17 protein-coding genes are annotated in these 23,640 nt (G+C 58.8%); 16 read left to right on the plus strand and 1 reads right to left on the minus strand.

Going from position 1 to position 23,640, the window contains the following annotated elements:
• The first annotated feature begins 16 nt into the window (after window positions 1-16).
• The 16 genes from AACY11_RS06740 to AACY11_RS06815 all read left to right on the plus strand — a co-directional run bounded on the left by AACY11_RS06740 (window position 17) and on the right by AACY11_RS06815 (window position 22,688).
• Window positions 17-394: a hypothetical protein gene (locus AACY11_RS06740; protein ID WP_336347569.1), complete on the plus strand. Its 378-nt coding sequence runs from the start codon at window positions 17-19 to the stop codon at window positions 392-394.
• A gap of 144 nt (window positions 395-538) precedes the next feature.
• Window positions 539-2,326, plus strand: coding sequence for a type VI secretion system baseplate subunit TssF (gene tssF, locus AACY11_RS06745; RefSeq protein WP_339494187.1), 1,788 nt, complete (start codon window positions 539-541; stop codon window positions 2,324-2,326).
• Window positions 2,290-3,297: a type VI secretion system baseplate subunit TssG gene (gene tssG, locus AACY11_RS06750; protein WP_221734226.1), complete on the plus strand. Its 1,008-nt coding sequence runs from the start codon at window positions 2,290-2,292 to the stop codon at window positions 3,295-3,297. Before tssF ends, tssG begins: the two co-directional genes overlap by 37 nt.
• A gap of 11 nt (window positions 3,298-3,308) precedes the next feature.
• Window positions 3,309-5,966 carry a type VI secretion system ATPase TssH gene (gene tssH, locus AACY11_RS06755; protein ID WP_339431526.1) on the plus strand — a complete coding sequence of 886 codons (2,658 nt, stop codon included), beginning with the start codon at window positions 3,309-3,311 and terminating at the stop codon, window positions 5,964-5,966.
• A gap of 10 nt (window positions 5,967-5,976) precedes the next feature.
• Window positions 5,977-7,497 (plus strand): sigma-54 interaction domain-containing protein, encoded by a 1,521-nt coding sequence (locus AACY11_RS06760; RefSeq protein ID WP_339431527.1) that lies wholly within the window; start codon window positions 5,977-5,979, stop codon window positions 7,495-7,497.
• A 93-nt stretch (window positions 7,498-7,590) separates the two neighbouring features.
• Window positions 7,591-7,731, plus strand: coding sequence for a hypothetical protein (locus tag AACY11_RS06765; protein ID WP_003229566.1), 141 nt, complete (start codon window positions 7,591-7,593; stop codon window positions 7,729-7,731).
• Window positions 7,732-7,749: 18 nt separating this feature from the next.
• The gene (tagH, locus tag AACY11_RS06770; protein WP_221734223.1) at window positions 7,750-8,946 is read left to right on the plus strand and encodes a type VI secretion system-associated FHA domain protein TagH; all 1,197 of its coding nucleotides are present in this window, start codon (window positions 7,750-7,752) and stop codon (window positions 8,944-8,946) included.
• Between the two features lie 5 nt (window positions 8,947-8,951).
• Window positions 8,952-9,452 carry a type VI secretion system lipoprotein TssJ gene (tssJ, locus tag AACY11_RS06775; protein ID WP_221734222.1) on the plus strand — a complete coding sequence of 167 codons (501 nt, stop codon included), beginning with the start codon at window positions 8,952-8,954 and terminating at the stop codon, window positions 9,450-9,452.
• A gap of 2 nt (window positions 9,453-9,454) precedes the next feature.
• A complete protein-coding gene (gene tssK, locus AACY11_RS06780) occupies window positions 9,455-10,786 on the plus strand; it encodes a type VI secretion system baseplate subunit TssK (protein WP_339494188.1) in 1,332 nt (443 codons plus the stop codon).
• 5 nt (window positions 10,787-10,791) lie between these two features.
• Entirely contained in the window at window positions 10,792-11,667 is an 876-nt protein-coding gene (icmH, locus tag AACY11_RS06785; RefSeq protein ID WP_221734220.1) for a type IVB secretion system protein IcmH/DotU, read from the plus strand.
• A gap of 13 nt (window positions 11,668-11,680) precedes the next feature.
• Window positions 11,681-15,220 carry a type VI secretion system membrane subunit TssM gene (tssM, locus tag AACY11_RS06790; RefSeq protein WP_339494189.1) on the plus strand — a complete coding sequence of 1,180 codons (3,540 nt, stop codon included), beginning with the start codon at window positions 11,681-11,683 and terminating at the stop codon, window positions 15,218-15,220.
• Window positions 15,220-15,948: a PP2C family protein-serine/threonine phosphatase gene (locus AACY11_RS06795; RefSeq protein WP_221734218.1), complete on the plus strand. Its 729-nt coding sequence runs from the start codon at window positions 15,220-15,222 to the stop codon at window positions 15,946-15,948. The genes tssM and AACY11_RS06795 overlap by 1 nt, the downstream gene beginning before the upstream one ends.
• Window positions 15,945-16,946, plus strand: a complete 1,002-nt coding sequence (locus AACY11_RS06800) for a serine/threonine-protein kinase (RefSeq protein ID WP_221734217.1) — start codon at window positions 15,945-15,947, stop codon at window positions 16,944-16,946. Before AACY11_RS06795 ends, AACY11_RS06800 begins: the two co-directional genes overlap by 4 nt.
• Window positions 16,947-16,974: 28 nt before the next feature.
• Complete coding sequence (locus AACY11_RS06805; RefSeq protein WP_339494194.1) at window positions 16,975-19,029, plus strand: type VI secretion system Vgr family protein; 2,055 nt, start codon at window positions 16,975-16,977, stop codon at window positions 19,027-19,029.
• Window positions 19,030-19,080: 51 nt separating this feature from the next.
• A complete protein-coding gene (locus tag AACY11_RS06810; RefSeq protein ID WP_339494195.1) occupies window positions 19,081-21,801 on the plus strand; it encodes a glycoside hydrolase family 19 protein in 2,721 nt (906 codons plus the stop codon).
• A complete protein-coding gene (locus AACY11_RS06815) occupies window positions 21,801-22,688 on the plus strand; it encodes a hypothetical protein (protein ID WP_339494197.1) in 888 nt (295 codons plus the stop codon). Before AACY11_RS06810 ends, AACY11_RS06815 begins: the two co-directional genes overlap by 1 nt.
• Window positions 22,689-23,147: 459 nt before the next feature.
• Here AACY11_RS06815 and AACY11_RS06820 read toward each other — a convergent pair.
• On the minus strand, window positions 23,148-23,640 hold a 493-nt coding region (locus AACY11_RS06820; protein WP_339494198.1), incomplete at its 5' end, for an IS66 family transposase.

Genomic DNA, 23,640 nt, shown 5'->3' on the forward strand with positions numbered 1-23,640 from the left:
GTGCGGGAACGGCTCAATGAAATCAAGAGCGTGGCAATGCCTTGCCGCTTTCCTCTGCTCGGTCGGTTTGCTGACGATTCTGGTCGGCTTCGCGTTGCTGTTGCGAATGGAAAGCTCGACCGAACCAAAGCTCTTCGCTCATCCCCATGCGTTGTGGATTGGCGCCGAGGATGGCGGGGTTTTTGTCGAGGTCACCAAGCACGAAGCGCCCGACTATTACGTGGAGATTCGTCACGAAAATGGTCAGATGTGGACAGAAGGCTGGGTTCGATATGGCACCCGGGATAGCCATCCACTCAGCGCTGCAGCAATTGGTGGCTACGGCGGCGAAGAGCTCTATGTGTATACGGGCGTCGAGATCACTCCGCAAAAACAAGGAGCCGCACAGCGATGAATATCTACGTGCGCGTCGCGCAAACGATCCTTCATTCGGCCATCAACACCCGGAAGCGCATCGCCAGGAGACGCTGTATGTCCGCAACGACAATCGTGCTCCAAAGGATGTTTTTCATGCGATCCACTACCAGGCAGGTAACCCGTGTCCTTTAACCACTACTACCAAAGCGAACTCACCGCACTGCGCCAACTCGGTCGCCGTTTCGCCGAGCGTAGTCCGGCGCTGGCTCCGTATCTGGGGCAGGCTGGGCGGGATCCGGACGTGGAGCGGTTGCTCGAAGGCTTTGCGTTTCTGACTGGGCGTCTGCGGCAGAAGCTCGATGACGAGCTGCCGGAGCTCAGCCATTCGCTGATGCAATTGCTGTGGCCGAACTACATGCGCCCGCTGCCGGCGTTCAGCATTTTGCAGTTTGATCCGCTTCAACGTTCGGGCCCGGCGCTGGTGGTCGAGCGCGATACGCCGATTGAAAGCAAACCGATCGAAGACGTGCGTTGCCGCTTCCGCACTTGCTACCCGACCGAAGTGTTGCCGCTGGATCTGGCTGCGCTGAACTACTCGGTGAAGGGCGACGGTTCGCTGCTTAGCCTGCGTCTGGAGATGAGCGCCGATGGCCATCTCGGCGAGTTGGAACTGAGCAAACTGCGTCTGCACTTTGCCGGCGAGCGCTACATCAGCCAGATGCTCTACCTGAGTCTGCTGCGCAACCTGGAAGGCATTGAGCTGATCCCGCTCGACGGTGCCGGCAAGCCAATCGATGGCGTGGCGGGCAAGCCGATGGCGTTCAAGATTCCCGGTGACCGGGTCAAACCGGTGGGCTTTGCCGAAGAAGAGGCGTTGATTCCGTATCCGCTGAACACCTTCCGTGGCTATCGCTACCTGCAGGAATACTTCGCCTTCCAGGACAAGTTCCTGTTCGTCGACGTCAACGGTCTGGACATTCTCAAAGCGTTGCCGGAAGACACCCTCAAGCAAATGCGCGGGCTGGAGTTGCGTTTCGATATCCGCAAGAGCGGGATCATGCGCATGCGTCCGACGCTGGATAACGTGAAGCTGTTCTGCACGCCGATTGCCAACCTGTTCGCGCACGACGCCCTGCCGATTCGCCTCGACGGCAAGCAGGATGAATACCTGCTGCTGCCGGCGGAATACGATCTGGAAAACTGCGGCGTGTTCTCGGTGGAAACCGTCACTGGATGGAAGCCCGGCGGCCTCGGTTATCAGGAGTACGTGCCGTTCGAATCCTTCGAGCACGACCCGAGTTTCGACGTGCCCAACAGCCGCCCGCATTACAGCATCCGCCAGCGCTCGTCCTTGCTGCACGACGGCCTCGACACCTACCTGAGCTTCGGCATCCGCCACACCGAGGCCCACGAAACGCTGTCGATCGAGCTGATGTGCACCAACCAGAACCTGCCGAAGAAGCTCAAGCTCGGCGACATCTGCATGGCTTGCGAGGAGACGCCGGAGTTCTTGAGTTTCCGCAACATCACCCCGGCCACCTCGAGTTTCGCGCCGCCGCTGAACCGTGACTTCCTGTGGAAGCTGATCAGCAACATGTCGCTTAACTATCTGTCGCTGGCCGACGTCAATGCGTTGAAGGTGATTCTGGAAACCTACGACCTGCCGCGCTACTACGACCAGCACGCAGAGAAGGTCAGCAAGCGCCTGCTCGGTGGTCTCAAGCACATCAAGCACCACCACGTCGATCGGCTGCACCGCGGCCTGCCGGTGCGCGGTTTGCGCACCGAACTGACCATCGACCCGGAAGGGTATATCGGTGAAGGCGACCTGTTCGTTTTCGCCTCCGTTCTTAACGAGTTTTTCGCGCTTTACGCCAGTCTCAATTCATTCCATGAGCTGCGGGTAAAAAGCACACAGGGAGAGGTGTACCAATGGACACCACGTATGGGTCTGCAACCCCTGCTTTAAGCGGGTTGACCCGGGTAATACGCGAATACTCGCTGTTTCAGGCCGTGCTGCTGGTGATCGACCGGCTGCGCGATGCACACCCGCACCTGAGCGAAGACGATTTGTACGATCAGGTGGAATTCCAGGCCAACCCGAGCCTCGGATTCCCGCGCAGCGATGTCGATCGCGTGGAGTTTTTCGAAGAGCACGGGCAGATGCGTGCGCGCGTACGTTTCAACCTGATCGGCCTGGTTGGCTCCGGTTCGCCGCTGCCGGCGTTCTACGGCGAGCAGGCCCTGGGCGACAGCGAAGACGGCAACCCGACGCGCAACTTCCTCGATCTGTTCCACCATCGCCTGCAACGGCTGATGCTGCCGATCTGGCGCAAGTACCGCTACCGCGCGAGTTTCCAGAGCGGCGCGATCGACCCGTTCTCGTCGCAGTTGTTTGCGTTGATCGGTCTGGGCGGCGAAGAAATCCGCAAAGCCAAGGAACTCAACTGGAAACGCTTGCTGCCGTACCTCGGCCTGCTCAGCTTGCGGGCGCACTCGGCGGCACTGATCGAAGCCGTGCTGCGTTACTACTTCAAGCACGAAGACCTGGTCATCGAGCAGTGCATCGAACGCCGCGTGGAAATTCTCGAAGAGCAGCGCAACCGTCTGGGGCGCGCCAACAGCATGCTCGGCGAAGACCTGGTGCTCGGCGAACACGTGCGCGACCGCAGCGGCAAATTCCGCATTCACATCACCCAACTCGATTGGCAGCGATTCCATGAATTCCTGCCGATCGGTTTCGGTTACCAGCCGCTCTGCGCGCTGGTGCGGTTCACCCTGCGTGACCCGCTCGATTACGACATTCGCCTGGTTTTGCGCCAGGAAGAAATCCGCGAACTGCGCATCGGTGAGCAGAACGCCTGTCGCCTCGGTTGGACCAGTTGGCTGGGCCGCGAGAAAGCGGACGGCGTGGTGACCCTGGGCAGCAAAATTCATTAAGGACGTGAGCCATGATCAACGTAGACCTGCAACAACTCATCCAGGCGCTGGACGCCGAAACCCGTCGTGACCTGGAGCGTTCGGCCGAGCGTTGCGTCGCCCGTGGCGGCAGCAAGATCCTCGTCGAAGACTTGATGCTCGGCCTGCTGGAACGTCCGAACGGGTTGCTTGCCCGCGCGTTGCAAGACGCGGATGTCGATGCCGGTGAGCTCAGCGCCGCGCTGCAATCGCGTGTTGAACACAGCGCTTCGCGCAACCCGGTGTTTGCTCCGGAACTGGTGCAATGGCTGCAAGACGCCTTGCTTGTGGCCAACCTCGAACTGGGCCAGACCCAGGTCGAAGACGCCGCGCTGATCCTCGCGCTGCTGCGCAACCCGATGCGTTATGCCGGCAGCCGTTATCAGCCGCTGCTCGCCAAATTGAACATCGATCGCCTGAAAGAATTTGCCCTGTCGCAACAGGAGCAACCGGCGGCCAACGGCAAACCGGCCGCTCAGGGCGAATCGCTGTTGCAGCGCTTCACCCACAACCTGACCCAACAGGCCCGCGACGGCAAACTCGACCCGGTGCTGTGCCGTGACGGCGCGATCCGTCAGATGGTCGACATCCTCGCCCGTCGCCGCAAGAACAACCCGATCGTGGTGGGTGAGGCCGGTGTCGGTAAAACCGCCATCGTCGAAGGCCTGGCCTCGCGCATCGCTGCCGGTGAAGTGCCGCAAGTGCTCAAAGGCGTTGAGCTACTGTCGCTGGACATGGGCCTGTTGCAGGCCGGCGCCAGCGTCAAAGGTGAATTCGAGCGTCGCCTCAAAGGCGTGATCGACGAAGTCAAAGCCTCGCCCAAGCCGATCATTCTGTTCATCGATGAAGCTCACACGCTGATCGGCGCGGGCGGCAATGCCGGCGGTTCCGACGCGGCCAACCTGTTGAAACCGGCGCTGGCGCGTGGCGAGTTGCGCACCATCGCCGCGACCACTTGGGCCGAGTACAAGAAATACTTCGAGAAAGACCCGGCGCTGGCCCGTCGTTTCCAGCCGGTGCAACTGCACGAACCGACCGTCAGCGAAGCGGTGACCATCCTTCGGGGTCTGGCTCAGGTCTACGAGAAGAGCCACGGCATTTACCTGCGTGATGACGCGGTGGTGTCTGCTGCTGAGTTGTCCGCGCGTTATCTGGCCGGTCGGCAACTGCCGGACAAAGCCGTCGATGTTCTCGACACCGCTTGCGCCCGCGTGCGCATCAGCCTCGCCGCCGCCCCTGAAAGCCTTGAGCGCCTGCGTGGCGAACTGGCTGAAGGTGGCCGTCAGCGCCAGGCCCTGCGTCGCGACGCCGAGGCCGGTCTGCTGATCGACCACGAAGCGCTGGAGGCACTGGAAGCGCGGCTGGACGAAGCCGAAAACGAAATGGTTGCACTGGAAGCCCTGTGGACTGAACAGAAGCAACTGGCCGAACGCTTGCTGGAACTGCGTCAGCAACTGGCCAAGGCCCGTGAAGCCGCAGCCGTCGAGCCGACCGTCAACATCGAAGAAGACGCCGAAGGCACCGTGATTGAAACCCTCGCCGCTGAAGTCGAGGAAGGTCAAAGCGTCGAAGCGCTGGAAGCCCAGCTCAACGAAACCCACAGCGCATTGACCGCCGCTCAGGTCAAAGAGCGTCTGGTCAGCTTCGAAGTCTGCCCGCGTCTGGTGGCTGAAGTGATCAGCGCCTGGACCGGCGTACCTTTGGCGCAACTGGCCCGTGAGCACAACGCCAAAGTCGCCAGTTTCGCCACCGACCTGCGCACGCGCATCCGGGGTCAGGAACAAGCCGTCCACGCACTGGATCGCTCGATGCGTGCCACCGCGGCTGGCCTGAACAAACCTGATGCACCGGTCGGCGTGTTCCTGCTGGTCGGCCCGAGCGGCGTCGGCAAAACCGAAACCGCGCTGGCACTCGCCGACCTGTTGTACGGCGGTGATCGTTTTATCACCACCATCAACATGTCCGAGTTCCAGGAGAAACACACCGTTTCGCGCCTGATCGGTGCGCCACCGGGCTACGTCGGTTACGGCGAAGGCGGCATGCTCACCGAGGCCGTGCGCCAGAAGCCGTACTCGGTGGTGCTGCTCGATGAAGTCGAAAAGGCTGACCCGGACGTGCTCAACCTGTTCTACCAAATCTTCGACAAAGGCGTGGCCAATGACGGCGAAGGACGCGAGATCGACTTCCGTAACACGCTGATCCTGATGACGTCGAACCTGGGCAGCGACCGTATCAGCGACCTCTGCGAAGACGGCGCGCGGCCAACCGCCGAACAGCTCGAAGAAACCATTCGCCCGGTACTCAGCAAGCACTTCAAACCGGCGCTGCTGGCACGGATGAAAGTGGTGCCGTACTACCCGGTCGGCGGCCCTGTGCTGCGCGAGCTGATCGAGATCAAACTCGGTCGTCTCGGCGAGCGACTCAACCGTCGTCAACTGGATTTCAGCTGGTGCCAGAATCTCGTCGATCATTTGTCCGAGCGCTGCACTCAAAGCGACAGCGGCGCGCGTCTGATCGACCACTTGCTTGATCAGCACGTCCTGCCGTTGGTGGCGGATCGTCTGCTCGATGCGATGGCCACCGGTGAAAGCCTCAAGCGTGTGCATGCCACGCTCGACGGCGACGCCAGCGTGACGTGCGAGTTTGCCTGAGGTGGGCGTGATGTTCACTCAAGTGCCGCAGCCGCTGGTCTATGCCGAAGCGTTGCTGGCGCAGTTCGCCAGCCTTTCGCGGGCGGCGGACGGTGCTGCGCTATTGAGTGACTTTGTGCGTGGGCTGGCCGGGCTGAGTGGTTGCGAACTGACGCAACTGTATCTGCTCGACGCCACCCACACCTGCCTGGGCATGAACGCCGAATACCTCGACGGCGCGCTGCAACCGCGTCAAGCGGCGAGCCTGCCGGCGGACTACAACGGTGAGCAACTGCTGCAATTTGCGCTGTGCCAGAACCGCGTGGTGTGCCTCGACGATTTGAGCGCCAGCCTGCACGAAACCAGTTTTCTGCCGGCCGTGGCAGCGCCGTGGCAGTCGCTGCTGTGCGTGCCGCTGGTCAACCAGCACAAGGCTGTCGAAGGCTTGCTGTTGTGTGCCAGCCGCCATCGCACCGACCTGCAAGGTTTTGCCGACTCACTCGGCCAACTCGGCTCGTTCGTACTCGGCCAATTGCACTTGCTGCAACGCCTGCGTCAACCTCAGGACGTCTCGGCACCGGTGTTGCGCAGTGTGCCGAGCATCAGTGGTTATGGGCTGATCGGCAAAAGCGCGGCGATGCGCCAGACCTACTCGTTGATCAGCAAAGTCCTGCACAGCCCTTACACGGTGCTGCTGCGCGGCGAAACCGGCACCGGCAAGGAAGTGGTTGCGCGAGCGATTCACGATTGCGGTCCGCGCCGTTCGCAAGCGTTCATTGTGCAGAACTGCGCGGCATTCCCGGAGAGCCTGCTGGAAAGCGAGCTGTTCGGCTATCGCAAAGGTGCATTCACCGGTGCCGATCGCGACCGCGCCGGGCTGTTCGACGCGGCCAATGGCGGCACGCTGTTGCTCGACGAAATCGGCGACATGCCGCTGTCGTTGCAGGCGAAAATCCTGCGCGTGTTGCAAGAAGGCGAGATTCGTCCGCTAGGCTCCAACGATACGCACAAGATCGACGTGCGCATCATTGCCGCGACTCACCGTGATCTGGCGGTGCTGGTCAGCGAAGGCAAATTCCGCGAAGACTTGTACTACCGCCTCGCGCAATTTCCGATTGTGCTGCCGGCCCTGCGTCAGCGCGAAGGCGACATTCTTGATCTGGCCCGCCATTTTGCCGAGAAGACCTGCTCTTTCTTGCAGCGTGACCCGGTGTGCTGGTCCGAAGAAGCACTTGAACACCTGTGCGGTTACACCTTCCCCGGCAACGTCCGTGAGCTCAAGGCCCTGGTCGAGCGTGCGGTACTGCTGTGCGAGGGCGGCGAGTTGCTGGCCGAGCATTTCTCCCTGCGCATGGAACCCATGTTCGAAGACAACAGCGGCCTGAATCTGCGCGAGCGTATGGAGCAGGTCGAGCGCTCGTTGTTGCTCGATTGCCTGCGCAAGAACGACGGCAACCAGACCCTCGCCGCCCGTGAGTTGGGCCTGCCTCGGCGCACGCTGCTGTACCGCCTCGGGCGCCTGAATATCAATCTTGGAGATTTCGATGGATAGGCCACGATCATCGATTTCGCCGCAAAAAAACTATTTCAGCGCCGCCCGCAAGGGTCGGCGCTTTGTGCTTTGTCTACCCCTGGAGACCCTCTGATGTCTGTTCGTCACTGGCACGCTGTCCTGCTGACCCTCGTCGTTCTATGCGGCCTTGGCGGCTGTAGCGGCAATTACAAATTCAACGACAACGACTATCGCCCGTTGGGTGATCCGCAAGCGGTCAATCGCGGCAAGTGACCGCAAGGAGCATCAAACATGGAATTGGTTTTCGAAATGCTGAACACCAAGCAGTTCGTGCCCACCGAGTTGTGCCAGAAGACCTTCAAACAGGCTGGCGGCGTCATCGGGCGAGGCGAGGACTGCGACTGGATCATCCCTGACCGCAAGCGTCATCTGTCCAATCATCATGTGATTGTCAGTTACCGTGAGGGCACGTTTTTCCTGACCGACACCAGCAGCAATGGCGTCCAGGATGGCGCAAGCGGCGCACGCCTGCACAAGGGCGAACCGGTCCGCATCGAACACGGCAGCACCTACGTGCTGGGCGACTTCGAGATCCGTGCGCGACTGGTGCGTGACCCGGCGACCTTCGACGGCGAAGTCGGCCGTCCACGCGCCGCTGGCAGCATCATCCCGGACGACGCGTTCCTCGACCTCGACCCGCTCAACGCCCTCGAACAGCAAGAGCGCGTCTATTCGGAAATCGACGAACTGCTGGCGCCCAACACCAAACCTGAAGACTCCCGTCAGCGTGCCGACTACGCTCGCATCGACATGGAAAGCCTGATGGTGCCGGAGCTGATCGCCGCGCCCGCCGAACCTGAGCCTGCTCCGGCACCCAAAGCCGTCGAGCGCCAAAGCGAAGGTTTCTGGGAGCATTTCGGCGCCGCGCTGGGTGTGGATCTCAAAGGCGTCAGCCACGACGAACGCGAAGCCCTGGCGCTGAACGCCGCGCGTCTGCTGCGTCAAAGCGTCGGTGGTTTGCAGCAGAGCCTGCGCACCCGTTCGGAGTTGAAAAACGAGCTTCGTCTGGCCCAGACCACCGTGCAAGGCACCAACAAGAACCCGCTGAAATTCGCCGTCGACCCGAGCGAAGCGCTGCAGATTCTGTTGCAGCCAAGCAAACCCGGGCATTTGCCGGCCGAACAGGCGATTTCCCGTGCGTTCCGCGATTTGCAGGCGCATCAGGTGGCTTTGCTGACCGCCAGCCGTGCCGCCGTGCGCGGCACGCTGGAACACTTCTCGCCCGAGCAACTGACCCTGCGTTTCGAGCGCGACAACAAGCCGTTGATCGCCACGTCGGGCGGGCGCTGGAGAGCGTTCGGCCGTTACCACCAGGCCCTGCGTCAGGACGATGACTGGAGCGAGCGTCTGCTGGCCCGCGACTTCGCCCAGGCCTACGAAGAACAGATCCGCCTGATCTCCACCCTCCACACCGACCACCAAGGATGATGCGCATGTCTCGCCGCTCGACCGCTTTTTTCAAGACGCTGACTGCGCTCACCGTGCTGGTGCTGCTCGCCGGTTGCTCGTCGCTGTCGCCGTACTCGAAAGTGACCAAGATCAACCTGAAACTGACCGGCAGCGATCAGTTGAACCCTGACCTCAACGGCCGCCCGTCGCCGATCGTGGTGCGCCTGTTCGAACTCAAGCACCCGGTGACCTTCGAGAACGCTGACTTCTTCAGCCTCTACGAGCGAGCCAAGGAATCCCTCAACCCGGATCTGGTGGCCAGCGAAGAACTCGAACTGCGCCCGGGTGAAACCGTGGAAATGAAACTCAGCGTGGAGGAGGGCAGCCGCTACGTTGGCGTTCTCGCCGCCTACCGTGACCTGCCGGAAACCCAGTGGCGCTACACGGTGCAGATCACCCCGCTGGAAATCACCGAGGCGGACCTGACCCTCGACCAGGCCGGTATTCGCAACACCCATCAAGTGCTCGCCAAGGCGGATGACTGAACATGAATACCCATAAAGTCATTTGGCAGGAAGGCATGTTGCTGCGTCCGCAGCACTTCCAGCACAACGATCGCTATTACGATCACCAGATGAAAACCCGTACCCAGTTGCTGGGCGGTTACACCTGGGGTTTCCTCAATCTGGAGATCGACTTGCAGTTCCTCAACATGGGCAAACTGGTGATCAGTGAAGCCTCGGGGATTCTGCCGGACGGCAGCCTGTTCGAACTCGGTGGCAACACCGAACCGCTGGCGCTGGACGTACCGCCGAACACGGGCAACACGCCAATCTACCTGGCGCTGCCACTGGTCACCGGCAACCACATCGAGTCGCGCCGTCCGGAGCAATCCGATGTGCTGGCGCGTTACACCGCGTACGACGCCGAAGTCGCTGACTCCAACGCCGGCGACGACTCGGCCAGCCAGGTCAGCTGTGGTCGCCCCGATTTCAAACTGTTGCTCGGCGAGCAGCAGAGCGATCAGGCCTACGTGAAGCTGAAGATCTGCGACGTACTCGATACCACGCCCGACGGCGTGATCAGCCTCGATCCGGACTTCGTGCCGACCTACATTCAGGCTCACGCTTCCAGCTACTTGCTGTCGTGCCTGAAAGAAGTCATCAGCATGCTCAGCCACCGTGGCGACACCATTGCCGAGCGGATTCGCTCCAACGGCAAGGTCGGCGGTGCCGAAGTCGGTGACTTCATGATGCTGCAACTGATCAACCGCACCGAACTGCTGCTGCGCCACTACCTCGGCCTGGAGCAAGTGCACCCGGAAGAGTTGTACCGCACGTTGCTGACCATGCTCGGCGATCTGGCGACCTTCTCCGGCGAGAGCAAACGCCCGCGTCTGGACAGCCGCTACTCCCACGCCGACCAGGGCGGCAGCTTTCGCAAACTGATGGACGCGATCCGTCAGGTGCTGTCGATGGTGCTTGAGCAGCACGCCATCGAACTGATCCTGCAAGCGCGGCAGTACGGGATCATCGTGTCGCCGTTGCACGACCACAAACTGCTGGGCTCGGCGTCGTTCGTGCTGGCGGCCAGTGCCAACTGCGACTCCGAAGAACTGCGCCACCGCTTGCCGGCGCACCTCAAGGTGGGCCCGGTGGAGCGTATCCGCCAACTGGTCAACCTGCACCTGCCGGGGATCAAGGTCAAACCTTTGCCCGTCGCTCCACGGCAGATCGCGTTCCACTCGAACAAAACCTATTTCATCCTCGAACTCAGTTCCGAAGATCTGGCACAACTCGAGCGCTCCGGCGGCTTCGCGTTCCATGTGTCCGGCGAATTCGCCGAGCTTGAACTGAAATTCTGGGCCATCAGGAACTGACCGACATGAACACGGAAACGGAATACAGCCAGGACGACAAAACAGTCTTGCTCGACCGTCAGGGCCACGGACCGGCGTCGAGTCCACTGACCGACTTCGCCGCGCCGCCGCGTTTCGAGCAACTGGAAGAACGCATGATCTACGCCGCACGCGTGCGCCCGGCGGAAGCGTTCAACATCAGCCTCAATTCGCTGGTCGCCGCGTCGTCCGAGTTGCTCTCGGAAGTGGTGCGCCTCAAGCACAGCGAAACCCGCGAAGACCTTTATGCGCTCAACGCGCGCCTGACCGCCGGGCTCAAGCTGTTTGAAGTGAGCGCCCTGCACAACGGCGCCGAAAGCAGCCAGGTGATGGCGGCGCGTTACGTGCTCTGCACCGTGGTCGACGAAGCCGTCGTGACCACGCCGTGGGGCAACGAAAGCGAATGGTCGCAGATGAGCCTGCTCAGCAGCTTCCACAACGAAACCTTCGGGGGCGAGAAGTTCTTCCAACTGCTCGATCGGCTCTCGAAGAACCCGGTCAAACACCTGCCAATGCTGGAGCTGATGTACTTGTGCCTGTCCCTCGGTTTCGAGGGCAAGTACCGCGTACAGGCACGCGGCATGCTCGAGCTTGAAGGCATCCGCGACGCCTTGTACCGGCAGATCCGTCAGTTGCGTGGCGACGTGCCGCGTGAGTTGTCGCCGCATTGGGAAGGCTTGAACGATCAGCGCCGCAACCTGGTGCGCATCGTGCCGGCATGGATGGTGGTGTTGTTCACTTTCGTCTGTCTGGTGGTGATGTATTCGGGCTTCGCCTGGGTCTTGGGTGAGCAGCGCGACACCGTGCTGCAACCTTACCAGCCGCTTGATCCAGCCGCGGTTCAACCGCAGTCGCAGCCGTAAACAGGGACGTGTGATGAAAAAGTTTTTCAAGAAAGTCGGCGCCTTCCTGCGCCAGACCTGGGTCTGGACCCTGCTGCTGGTGCTGTTCGTGGCACTGCTGGTGTGGTTCGTTGGCCCGTTGTTGGCGGTTGATGACTACAAGTTCTGGGAGAGCCCGACCTCTCGCCTGTTGACCATCGCCGTGCTGTTCCTGATCTGGGGCCTGACCATGGTCTTCGTCAGCTGGCGCGCCGGTGTACGCAAGAAAGAAGTCGAAGCCACCGAAGACGGCCAGGATCGCATCCGCCGCGAAGAGCTGATCGACGACGAACAGAAAGAGTTGAAGGCGCGTTTCAAAGACGCGCTGAAAACCCTGAAAACCTCGAGCCTGTATCGTGGCCGCAGCGAGCGCTGGCGCAACGAACTGCCGTGGTATCTGTTGATCGGCCCGCAGTCCAGCGGCAAGACCAGCCTGCTGGACTTCTCCGGTCTGGAATTCCCGATCAACAAGATCGACCGCAAGCTGACCCGCGACACCCAAGGCACCCGTCATTGCGACTGGTACTTCGCCGACCACGGCGTGCTGATCGACACCGCCGGGCGTTACATGACCCAGGGCGAAGCAGACGTCGACGGCAGTGCCTGGACCACCTTGCTGGAACTGCTGCGCAAACGTCGTCGCGGTCGTCCGTTGAACGGCGTGCTGGTGACCATCCCGGTGGAAACCCTCACCGGTGGTAGCGAGCAAGACATCGACACCCTGGCGCGCCAGGTGCGTGGTCGCCTGCAAGAGATCTATCAGAAGCTGCACGTCGACGTGCCGGTGTATCTGGTACTGAGCAAGGCCGACAAGCTGCTGGGTTTTGACGAGTTCTTCGATCAACTGACCCGCGAAGAAAGCGATCAAGTGCTCGGTACCAGTTTCCGCAAGGATCAACAGGGCACCGACGTGGCGGTGTTGCGCAACGAGTTCGAAGAACTGCTGCGTCGCCTCAACAGCCAAGTGATCATGCGCATGCACTCCGAGCGCGACACTCAGCGCCGTGGCCGCATCCTCGACTTCCCGCATCAACTGGGGCAAATCGGCGAGCGTCTGTGCCTGTTCGTCGACATGGCGTTCACCGGCAACCGTTACCAGCGTGCCACGCAACTGCGCGGTTTCTACCTGACCAGCGCACCGCACCTGACCCAAGAGATGGATGCGACCACTGCCGCTATCGGTGCCAACCTGGGCATCAATGCCGGTGTATTGCCGACCTTGCGCAGCGGTCGCTCGCGATTCATCCACCATTTGTTCAGCCAGGTGATTTTCCCCGAGGCCGATCTGGCCGGTCTGGACAAGCGCGAACGCAGCCGCATCAACTGGGGCCAACGTGCGCTGTACGTCGGCGCACTGGCGGCATTGGCGTTGTTCGGCATGCTCTGGGCGGGCGGTTTCTCGGCCAACTACGAGCGTCTGGAAAACCTGCGCAATCTGGCGCAGAACTGGAATCAGCAGCGTTCGGTGCTGTCCCCGCGTGATGACGCGATGGGCGCGCTGAAAACCCTCGACACCAGCTACGCGGCAACGCAGGCGTTCCCGAAAAAGGGCGACGTGTCGTATCACGAGCGTGGCGGCCTGTATCAGGGCGAAGACGTTAATCCGGTGGTCAAGGAGGCTTACGAGCGCGAGCTTGAAACGCAACTGCTGCCCCGCGTCGCAACCCTGCTCGAAGGCCAGATCCGCGCCAACATGAAGGACCGCGAACGCCTGATCAACAGCCTGCGTGCGTACCTGATGTTGAACATGAAGGATCGTCGCGACGCGGCGTGGCTCAAGGACTGGGTGGCCACCGACTGGTCGCAGCGCTACACCGGCAACACCGCGGTGCAGAACGGCCTGAACCACCACCTCGAACGCCTGCTGAAACAGCCTTTCATCTACCCGCTGAACGATCAGTTGGTGGCTCAGGCGCGTCAGGTCTTGCGCAGCGAATCGTTGGCCACCGTGGTCTACCGCATGCTCCGCGAGCAGGCGCGCAACCTGCCGGAATACCGTTTCAGCCAACACCTCGGCCCGCAGGGCTCGCTGTTCATCGGCACCGACTACGTGATCCCGGGGTTCTACACCCAACAGGGTTATCAGCAGTACTTCTCGGTGCAGGGCTCGGCACTGGTCACCGACATCCTGCGTGACAACTGGGTGCTGGGCGAAGGCGCGGGCATCAGCGACATGGACTTGCGTCGCCTGATGGTCGAACTGGAGCAACTGTACTTCCGCGACTACGCCAACTACTGGAGCGAAGCCGTTGGTCAGGTGGCATTGCCGCCAATCAACGACGCCGGTGAAGGCGCCGAGCAACTGGCGGGCCTGACCTCGGCCAACTCGCCGGTGCTGGCATTGCTGACCGAAGTGCGTGAAAACACCCGCTTCCCGGCGGCCGCTGATCCGGTGGACGAGGCGGGCGATGCTGCCGATACCTTGGCTGGGCAGAAAGGCAAACTGGGCAAAGTCGGCAAACTGGCGTCGGCGGTAGCCGACAAGGCTTCGGCCCTGAACGTCGCGAAAAACCTGCCGGACACTGCCAAGAAGTCGCTGCAACGTCGCTTTGAACCGCTGCATCGCTTGCTCGATGACAACAACGGCCCGGCCGCTGATCTGACCCCGGCACTGAGCGCGCTCAACGACCTGCAACTGCAACTGGCCAGCCTGGCCCGTTCCAGCACGCCGGAACAAGCCGCGTTCGAACTGGCGAAAACCCGCATGGGCGGCCAGCGTGATGCGCTGACCAACCTGCGCAATGCCTCCGGTCGTCTGCCGCGTCCGCTCAGCGTGTGGTTCAACGTGCTGGCCGAAGACTCCTGGCGCCTGGTGCTCAGCGATGCCTACCAATACCTGAACGGCCGTTATCAGAACGAGTTGTACAGCGTGTATGGCAAAACCATCAGCAAGCGCTATCCGTTCAGCGCCAGCAGCACCAGCGACGTGGCGATCAGCGACTTCCGCGATTTCTTCAAGGCGCAAGGCGTTGTTGACCGCTTCTTCGACAACTACATGCGTCCGTTTGTCAGCGGTGATCCGGGCAACTACCGGATGCGCAGCGTCGACGGCCACAGCCTGCCGGTGTCCAAGGTCTACCTCGATCAGATGGCCGCTGCGCAGACGATTCGCAAGAGCTTCTTCTCGATCAACCCGGCCGAACCGCAAGTGCAGTTCAAACTGGAGCCGTACACCCTCGACCCTGCCGTCAGCCGTTCCGAATTCAAGTTCGGCGACCAGACCATGGAATACCGTCACGGCCCGATCCTGCCCATGTCGTTCAAATGGCCAACCGATGCTGAAGACGGTCGCACCAGCCTGGTGATGGACAAGATGGCGGGGCGCCCGATCGGTATCGAGAAGAACTCCGGCCCATGGTCGCTGTTCCGTCTGTTCGACCTGATGCAGACCGAGTACCTGAGCGGTCGTGACGTGTTGGTGCTCAAAGCCAATGTGGGTGGCCTGCGTGCCAACTACCTGCTGTCCAGCCAACGCACGCCGAACCCGTTCGACATGGGCGTACTGCGCACCTTCCGTATGCCGGTGCAGCTCTGATGCTCGTGGCCAGTCCCTGGCGCAGCGCGGCGCGTACCGACCCGGGCAAGGTGCGGGCGCGCAACGAAGATGCCTTCCTCGACAATCCGCAGCAGGGGCTGTGGGTGGTCGCGGACGGCATGGGCGGTCATCAGGGTGGCGACATCGCCAGCCAGTTGATCGTCGCCAGCCTGGCTGATTTGCCGCAACACGATGACTTCGACGAGCGCCTCAAAGCCATTCGCCAGTGCCTGCACTGGTTGAATCGGCGTTTGGGACAAGAGTTGACCGTCACCGCCGGACGTCACGACAGCATCATGGGCAGCACCGTCGTGGCGCTGCTGATGGAAGGCAATCGCGCGGCCTGCATTTGGGCTGGCGACAGCCGTTGTTATCTGTGGCGCGGGCAGCGTTTGTATCAACTGTCCAAAGACCATTCGCTGCAACAGCAACTGATTGACGAACAGCAAATGAGCGTCGAACAGGCGGCGGCGCACCCGGCGGCTCAGGCATTGACCCGAGCCGTCGGCGCCGCCGAAACACTGACCCTGGATGTACTGGAACTTGAGGTGTATCCGGGCGATGCATTTTTGCTGTGCAGCGATGGTTTGTACCAAGGCATGAGCAGCGATGCCCTCGGCAACGCCCTCAGCCTCAGCGCGCCACATGTGGCGCTGGAACGTTTGTTCGACGGCGCCCTGCGGGGCTCCGCTCGCGACAACCTGACAGCCGTGGTGATCCGCCAATGACCAACATCGAATCACCCATCGATGACGTGCTGATGAGCGAAGAACAGGCCAACAACCTGACCTACTTCGCCTTCGCCAAGGAACACAAAGCAGAACCTTTGCCAGCGCCAACCAAGGCCAGCATCGGTGCACTGCCAGACATCCTCGCCGGTCGCTACCACCTCGAGCGTCTGCTCGGGGCGGGCGGCATGGGCGCTGTTTACCGGGCCAGGGATCTGCTGCACGAACAGTTCGGCGATCCCGACCCTTACATCGCGCTGAAAATCCTCAGCGAAGAATTTGCCGAATCGCCGGACGCCAGTGCCTTGCTCTACGGCGAGTTCGCCCTGACCCGACGCCTGCGCCACGACAACGTTGTGCGCGCACACACCTTTGAAGTCGACACCGATTGCCAGCGGGCCTTCATCACCATGGAATACATGCGTGGCCTGACCCTGGACAAATTGCTCTGCGAGCGGCCCCTCGGCCTGCCGTGGAAAGAACTGCGCGACATCGTCCTGCCGCTGCTCGACACGCTGGCCTACGCCCACCGTCGCGGTGTGCTGCACGGTGACATGAAACCGAGCAACGTCATGCTCAGCGAAGACGGCTTGCGCCTCTTCGACTTCGGTTTGGGCCAGGCAGAAGAGGGCACCTTGCCCGGCCTGCCGCACCTGAGCCGCGAACGCTTCAACGCCTGGACCCCGGGCTACGCCGCCCCCGAACTGCTTGAGGGCCAACCCTTGTCGGCCAGCGCAGACGTGTACGGCGTGGCCTGTGTGATTTATGAACTGGCGAGCGGCAAACACCCGTTCCGCCGCTTGCCCTCTACCCAGGCCCGCGACGAGCATCTGGAGCGCCAGCTGCAAGCCCCGCAGAACCTGCCAAAACACAGTTGGCCAGCGCTGCAACAGGCGCTGAGCTTCGACCCGGCAGCACGCACCATCACTGCCGACCAATTGCGTGACGCCTTGGGCGCCACTTCGTCCTGGCTACAACGTCTGCGGTTTCGGGCGTAACGGATGACATTCGAACAGGGAGCACACGATGTTCAATTCAGCTAACGAAACCCACTTCAGCCTCAAGGTCGAAGACTACGTGGGCGACCTGCAAGTGCTGTCGTTTGTCGGCACCGAAGGCATCAGCCAGCCGTATCGTTTCGACCTCGAACTGGTCAGCGAAAACCCCGATCTGGACCTGGAAAAACTTCTGCACAAGCAGGCGTTTCTGGCGTTCGATCCGCAGGGCTCAGGCATCCACGGCCAGATCTACCGCGTCGCCCAGGGCGATGCCGGCAAGCGCCTGACCCGCTACAAAGTGTCGATGGTGCCGCAACTGCAATACCTGCATCACCGCACCAACCAGCGCATCTACCAGCAAATGTCGGCGCCGAAAATCATCGCGCTGATCCTCGAAGAACACGGCATCAAGGGCAACGCCTACAGCTTCCAGCTGAGCCAGCCGTGCCCGGATCGCGACTATTGCGTGCAGTACGACGAAACCGACCTGCATTTCGTCCAGCGTCTGTGCGAAGAGGAAGGCATTCACTACCACTTCCAGCACAGCGAAAAAGCCCACCTGCTGGTGTTCGGCGACGACCAGACCGTGTTCCCGAAACTCGGGCAGCCGACCGCTTACGTGCAGGGCAGCGGCATGGTCGCCGACGAACCGGTGATCAAAGGCTTCAAGCTGCGCCTGGAAACCCGCACCCGCCGCGTCACCCGCCGCGATTACGACTTCGAAAAACCGCGCCTGCAAATGGAAGCGGCCTACAAACCTGAAGGCGCTCTCGATAGCAAAGACGCCGAACCGGATCTCGAAGACTACGACTACCCCGGCCGCTTCATCGACCGCGCGCGCGGCAAGTTCCTCAGCCAACGCGCCCTCGAACGCCACCGCGCCGACTACCGCCAGGCTGAAGGTCGCGGCGACCAGACCACACTGGTCAGCGGCCACTTCATGGAAATGTCCGACCACCCGCGCACCGAGTGGAATGACCTGTGGCTGCTCACCGAAATCGTCCACGAAGGCAAACAGCCGCAAGTCCTCGAAGAAGGCGTGACCAGCGACACCACCGACAACAAAGACGACTTCCACCAGGGCTACCGCAACACCTTCCTCGCCACCCCGTGGGACGTGTTCTATCGCCCGCCGCTGGAGCACCCGAAACCCCGCGTCCTCGGCAGCCAGACCGCCCACGTCACCGGCCCCAAAGGCGAAGAAATCCACTGCGACCAATACGGCCGCATCAAAGTGCAGTTCCACTGGGACCGCGAAGGCCAGGCCGACGACAAAACCAGCTGCTGGTTGCGCGTTTCCAGCTCTTGGGCCGGCGACCGCTACGGCGCCATCAGCATCCCGCGCATCGGCATGGAAGTCCTCGTCACCTTCCTCGAAGGCGACCCCGACCAACCGCTGGTGACCGGCTGCCTGTACCACAAGGAAAACCCGGTGCCGTACGCACTGCCGGCGAACAAGACCCGTAGCGTGTTCAAAACGCTTAGCTCGCCGGGTGGCGGCGGCTACAACGAATTGCGCATTGAAGACAAGAAAGGCGCCGAGCAGATCTACATTCATGCCCAGCGCGATTGGGATGAAAACGTTGAGCATGACCAGAAGATTCGGGTCGGTAATGAACGCCATGACACCGTCGAGAAGAACACCTACACCGAGCTCAAGGCTGAAGAACACCGCACGACGATTGCCGACCGCAAGATTGAAGCGAAGCTGGATGATCACCTGACGATTGGGCAGAACCAGCATGTGAAGCTTGGGACAGCGCAGCTCACCAGCGTGGGGAAAGAGATTCACCTCAAGGCTGGGGACAAGATTGTTATTGAGGCCGGGACAGAGCTGACCATTCTTGGCGGTGGGAGCTTTATCAAGCTGGATGGCGGTGGTGTGACGGTGGTTGGGCCGGTGATCAAGATCAATGCGGGTGGTTCGGCTGGTTCCGGCACGGGGATCGGGATTAAACCGCCGGTTCTGCCGGGGGCGGCGGATAAGGATAAGGCGGGGAGTTTGATGGATCAGGCGTTGGCGAATTCGCCTGAGGAAAAGATCAAACGCAAGCCAAAGCGCATGCTCAATTTTTCTGGGTAATACATCGACGGCAATCCATGCCACCAGGGATCAGAATTCAGGTAATTGGTAATGACAGAGACAACGAACAAAATTCAAAAATGGTCGTATCCCCTGAAAGTGGGTACCGGCGAAGCGACCGGTCCGCAGCAATTCTACAAGGCGTTAGCCAAAGCCAAAGATGGTTACTACCCGTTGGGGGTCAACGGTCTTTGGCATGGTGGTGTTCATTTCGATGAGGCTTCTGGATTGGTCAACGATCTGACAGAGGTCAGGTGCATCGCTGATGGAGAGGTCGTCGCCTACCGTATTGACGAGAAATATCCGACATCTGATTTTGGCTCGACGCACTCGGTTTATTCGACGGGGTTTGTGTTGGTGAAGCATCGACTTGAGCTCCCTGCACCTTCTACGCCGGCTCCTGCTACCGGTGCGGCTGCTGCGCCTGGGCCGAGCCTGACGTTCTTCAGTCTCTATATGCACCTGCTTGATTGGGAAACCTATAAAGCGAATCCTTCGCTTAAGCCACCGGGTTTCTGGGGGAAAGGCCTTTATCAAGTAAAGGAAAATCTTCGAACCAAATCATTGGGGCTAAGGGTTCGTGAAGGCAATTCGTCCCAAACACCTATATTGGCCGTACTACCCCGTGGCACTACGGTTCTCACCAAACCCGCACCGTCCAACCAAAGCTGGCTTGCGGTAGTAAGCGTGACGCCTGAGTTTCCCAGCTTGGCTGTCAACACTGGATGGGTATTTAAGGGGGAAATGAAACATCTGGGGGGGGAGAGCTACTTGGTAGGGGAGGAAGCACAAGACGCTCCTCCAGACCAGAAGAGCGGCGCCAACGTTCGCGATACGACCCGCGGTGGGCAACCTATCGCGTTTTTACCGGCGGGTACACAGATCAGAATTAGCGACGAACAAGCCGCAAGACAGTACCGTAAGCTAGTGGAGATCATAAGCGGTCAGCCTATTCCAGCTCTCAACGCAGGTGATGACGGTAAATTGCCTGGATTTGTCTGGCTTGAAGATTTGGAGGCCAAGAACGAGCCCCATGCTCCTATTGGGCAGGTAATTCCACTTGCTGAGACCTTCAAAGTTAAGGCCGGTGAGGTGTTGGGGCATGTTGGGAAATATCAGACCCATGCAGATTCCGCGCCGAAGAATTTGTTACACCTCGAAGTTTTCAGCTGTGAGGACGTGGAAGCTTTTACTAGCAAAAGTAAAGAGAAGGCTATCGGCCTGCCCGCTGCTGAAAAGACGTTAGTCAAGATACCAGTTGATACGCTGTTGGTTACTCATGCACCACATATGAATGCCACGAATCCTCCTAAAACAGCAGATCCAGGAAACAAAGTTGGCTATGACTTCTATATTCCTGTTGGACTGCTTGAAGCATTACCCGCGGAGAAGAAAATCAAAGAGTCTGTAGTGATGGGTACATCGACTTCCACTACCTATTGGTGGCGCTTAGATGGGTTGTTAGGTGGCAAAGATGGTAATGGAATTGATGGATGGTTTGCAGAACCCGATACAGTGCTCTCGCGGCACTCTCCGTTTGAGTGGGATGGGTTCACCTTTATTAACGAAACTACAAGCAATGTCGATCACTTAGCAGCTTTTCTGCATGCTCAAGAGAGTCTCGATGAACAAGAGCGAGAGTCGTATCTGCCGAATGTAGAGACCGCCCTAGCTGGCTCTGTTAATGAGACGTTGTACAAAATTCTCGACAGGAATGGAGATAAAAAAATCGCGCCGTCTGAAATTGCTGAGGCGTTGGGCAAACCATGGTTCTCTCAACCTATATCGCAGATGGTGACGCGGTATGAGAATGAATGGGACTACAAAAAAGAAACTTGGGATGCTCTGGATGAAATCATTGGTCACAGCGATTCTGATCCTCATAAAGCGTGGGTAGAGGAAAAGGCTCGAATCGAACGATTGAGCTGGTGGGACAAGCTGAAGGGTAAGCATGGTATCGATAGTGCAAATGTCTGGCACATTCATCCTTTAGGTTTTATTGGCAATTTTGCAGGGAAGGCAGAAAGGGAGTTAATAACTCGAACAATGCTGAAAGCGGCTAGGCCGAACATTGCCGATGATTATTGTGAATCGATACTGCCATTTTTGAATAAATACGCAAGGCTATACAAAATTGATACGCCATTGAGGATCGCTCATCTATTGTCTCAGGTAGGACATGAAAGCGGGTTTAAGATTAGACAGGAGGATCTTGACTATAACCCCCGCCGCATGAGGGAGATGTTTGGTTGTCGGAATAATCAGAATGGTTATAATGCGGCGCAGGACGAGTGTATTGTTTTGCCAAGACTGCGTCCAAAGTTGTGGAGTGAGCCAGCTACATATGCGCATAATCCGGTTAATTTGGGTAGCTATGTTTATGGCGGCAGAAATGGTAATGGAAACGAGGCGAGCCAAGAAGGGTATAAGTATCGGGGTAGAGGCATCATCCAATTAACCGGTAAATCTAACTATCGTGAATATACACGAATTCATAATCTAAGGGATCCTGCGGATCCCAAGGACTTTGTGGTAGATCCCGATCTGATTGTAAATGAATTAAAATATGGGATAGAGTCGGCGTTTGTTTGGTGGGATATGAATAATATGAATGGTCTGATTGCAACCTCATATGCTTCGCGGACTGAGGCGAATATCTCGCTACATGTTGCCGATATATCTACTAAAGTGAATGGCGGAACAATTGGTTTGGCAAATAGGGTGATCTTGTTTAATAATCTGCGCGGAATGGTTGAAGCGGAGTTAAATTGATGAGAAATATTGTTCTGTTTTTGATTTTTGGCTATTCCGCTTGGTTAAGGGCGGAAGGTCAAATTATTGTTTTGGATCCGCCTTTCAATGAAGCTGTAAAAGTAGAATTTTCATCATCTGAAAGCGACCGAGGGCAAACGCTAAGAGGTAGTTTGATAGCCAAAGGTGGGAAGCGCTATGCAATTCCCGACACTTGTGAGCCTGAGGGAGGGGAAGCTGAGTTAACTGACGCATTTACCGTTAAAGGGAGAGAAGTATATTTTCTTTTTACGTGCGTTTGGGCTGTTCAACACTCGGGTCTCGGGCTAAGTGGTAAGCAGTATGAAACCTTTGTTTACTCCGGAAGTGACTTGGCTTCGATCGGGAATATGAAATCACTATCCCAAAGTCTTTCTGCATATGAAGGTAGTTTGGAGGAGGGGGGTAATAGCTATTCTTGGTATACGCAGCGTAAACTTGCCGCGGAAAAGATAGCTGAAGTAGAAGCGGGTAGAAAAATAGACTCTATAGCGTTGGCGCATAATGTCGTTTTGGTTCGTTTGAAAGATATGGATTACGATGCGATTAAATCTTATCTTAATCCTGGGCGGTTACTGCAGTTGCAAGTAGATTATCCTCTAAGTGCTTCTACTGTAGTTGCATATAACGATTTTGGTTATGCTTTGGCGCAAGCAGGGGAATACGATAGTTCATATAAGCTTCTGGCGGAAATCGAAAAGAATTTTCCTAGTAGAGTGGTGTTGAAGCTCAATATCGCAGATGTGCTCTGGGAGACTGATAGGGCGCGGTCAGCGGCTTACTATAAAGAGTATGTCGACTTGATGCAGAAGTCAGGAAAAGCAAAAAACATACCTAAGAAGGCGCTTGAGCGAAGGCAAGAGAAGTAAACTATATTTTTAAGAAATAATATTGGCTCCCACGTTTTAATAATGATTTGAAAACGTGGGCTGTGCCTGAGGGATCCCCGATTTTTCTTACAGAAAATCAAGAAGTTGCAATATTGAAGAGACCTGCATGAGTCGGCAACTTGGTTTGCACCACACAAATACAAGTTTTGGGTGTCCGGTCTTCGCCCGCTAATAGCCCAAAGTGGAGCGATTCGATAGCATTCTGCGACATTGCAGGGAGAAGTTTTAACAACGGCTTCTCCGATGTCTCATTGGATAAGGCGACGTTTTCCGACACCGAATTGCAGCTGACCTTCAAGCTGATGTCGTTGGTTGGAGTGAATGAAATTACCGAGTTATGCAAATTCAGCGTTGATGGTGAACGTCTCGCTGAACCTGAATGTACGGAGCAGTGTATGCGATCCATAAACCCCACCTACCCAGTGGTGGGGCAACGGTCTACCGTTGCATCTGCGGCGAGCAGTTCCACGGCAGTAACGCTTCGTACTCTTCGACCGACGAGGCATGCGGCAACCGCTCCAGTACGTGGCGCAGCCACGTATAGGGCTCTTGGCCGTTGACCTTGGCGGTCTCGACCAGACTGTAGATCTTTGCGCTGGCAGTGGCGCCGTTGACGGTATCGCTGAACAACCAGGCCTTGCGTCCGATGACAAACGGCTTGATCGCTCTTTCGGCCGCGTTGTTGTCGATGGACAAATAACCCGCTTCGACATAACGCTCCAGTCGGCTCCAGTTATTCGCCAGATAATGCACCGCCTTGCCTAATGCACTTTGCGGCGTCACCTGGGATTGGGTTTTATCCAACCAGACTTTCAGCTGCCCCAAGATCGGCAGGCTCTTTTCCTGGCGAGCGATAAACCGCTGTTCATCGTCGGCTTCCTTAAGTTCACGCTCGATCCCGTACAGCTTGTTGATCATCGTCAGTGCAATA

Origin of the sequence: Pseudomonas sp. RA_105y_Pfl2_P56, from assembly GCF_963970845.1 — a bacterium.
Classification (GTDB): domain Bacteria; phylum Pseudomonadota; class Gammaproteobacteria; order Pseudomonadales; family Pseudomonadaceae; genus Aquipseudomonas; species Aquipseudomonas baetica_A.

What these genes read in the sequence shown, in the direction of transcription:
- tssK (WP_339494188.1), top strand. Translation starts at nt 9,455, where the DNA reads ATGAATACCCATAAAGTCATTTGGCAGGAAGGCATGTTGCTGCGTCCG.
- icmH (WP_221734220.1), top strand. Translation starts at nt 10,792, where the DNA reads ATGAACACGGAAACGGAATACAGCCAGGACGACAAAACAGTCTTGCTC.
- AACY11_RS06795 (WP_221734218.1), top strand. Translation starts at nt 15,220, where the DNA reads ATGCTCGTGGCCAGTCCCTGGCGCAGCGCGGCGCGTACCGACCCGGGC.
- tssG (WP_221734226.1), top strand. Translation starts at nt 2,290, where the DNA reads ATGGACACCACGTATGGGTCTGCAACCCCTGCTTTAAGCGGGTTGACC.
- tagH (WP_221734223.1), top strand. Translation starts at nt 7,750, where the DNA reads ATGGAATTGGTTTTCGAAATGCTGAACACCAAGCAGTTCGTGCCCACC.
- tssM (WP_339494189.1), top strand. Translation starts at nt 11,681, where the DNA reads ATGAAAAAGTTTTTCAAGAAAGTCGGCGCCTTCCTGCGCCAGACCTGG.
- AACY11_RS06800 (WP_221734217.1), top strand. Translation starts at nt 15,945, where the DNA reads ATGACCAACATCGAATCACCCATCGATGACGTGCTGATGAGCGAAGAA.
- AACY11_RS06765 (WP_003229566.1), top strand. Translation starts at nt 7,591, where the DNA reads ATGTCTGTTCGTCACTGGCACGCTGTCCTGCTGACCCTCGTCGTTCTA.
- AACY11_RS06810 (WP_339494195.1), top strand. Translation starts at nt 19,081, where the DNA reads ATGACAGAGACAACGAACAAAATTCAAAAATGGTCGTATCCCCTGAAA.
- AACY11_RS06815 (WP_339494197.1), top strand. Translation starts at nt 21,801, where the DNA reads ATGAGAAATATTGTTCTGTTTTTGATTTTTGGCTATTCCGCTTGGTTA.
- tssJ (WP_221734222.1), top strand. Translation starts at nt 8,952, where the DNA reads ATGTCTCGCCGCTCGACCGCTTTTTTCAAGACGCTGACTGCGCTCACC.
- AACY11_RS06760 (WP_339431527.1), top strand. Translation starts at nt 5,977, where the DNA reads ATGTTCACTCAAGTGCCGCAGCCGCTGGTCTATGCCGAAGCGTTGCTG.
- tssH (WP_339431526.1), top strand. Translation starts at nt 3,309, where the DNA reads ATGATCAACGTAGACCTGCAACAACTCATCCAGGCGCTGGACGCCGAA.
- AACY11_RS06805 (WP_339494194.1), top strand. Translation starts at nt 16,975, where the DNA reads ATGTTCAATTCAGCTAACGAAACCCACTTCAGCCTCAAGGTCGAAGAC.
- AACY11_RS06740 (WP_336347569.1), top strand. Translation starts at nt 17, where the DNA reads ATGAAATCAAGAGCGTGGCAATGCCTTGCCGCTTTCCTCTGCTCGGTC.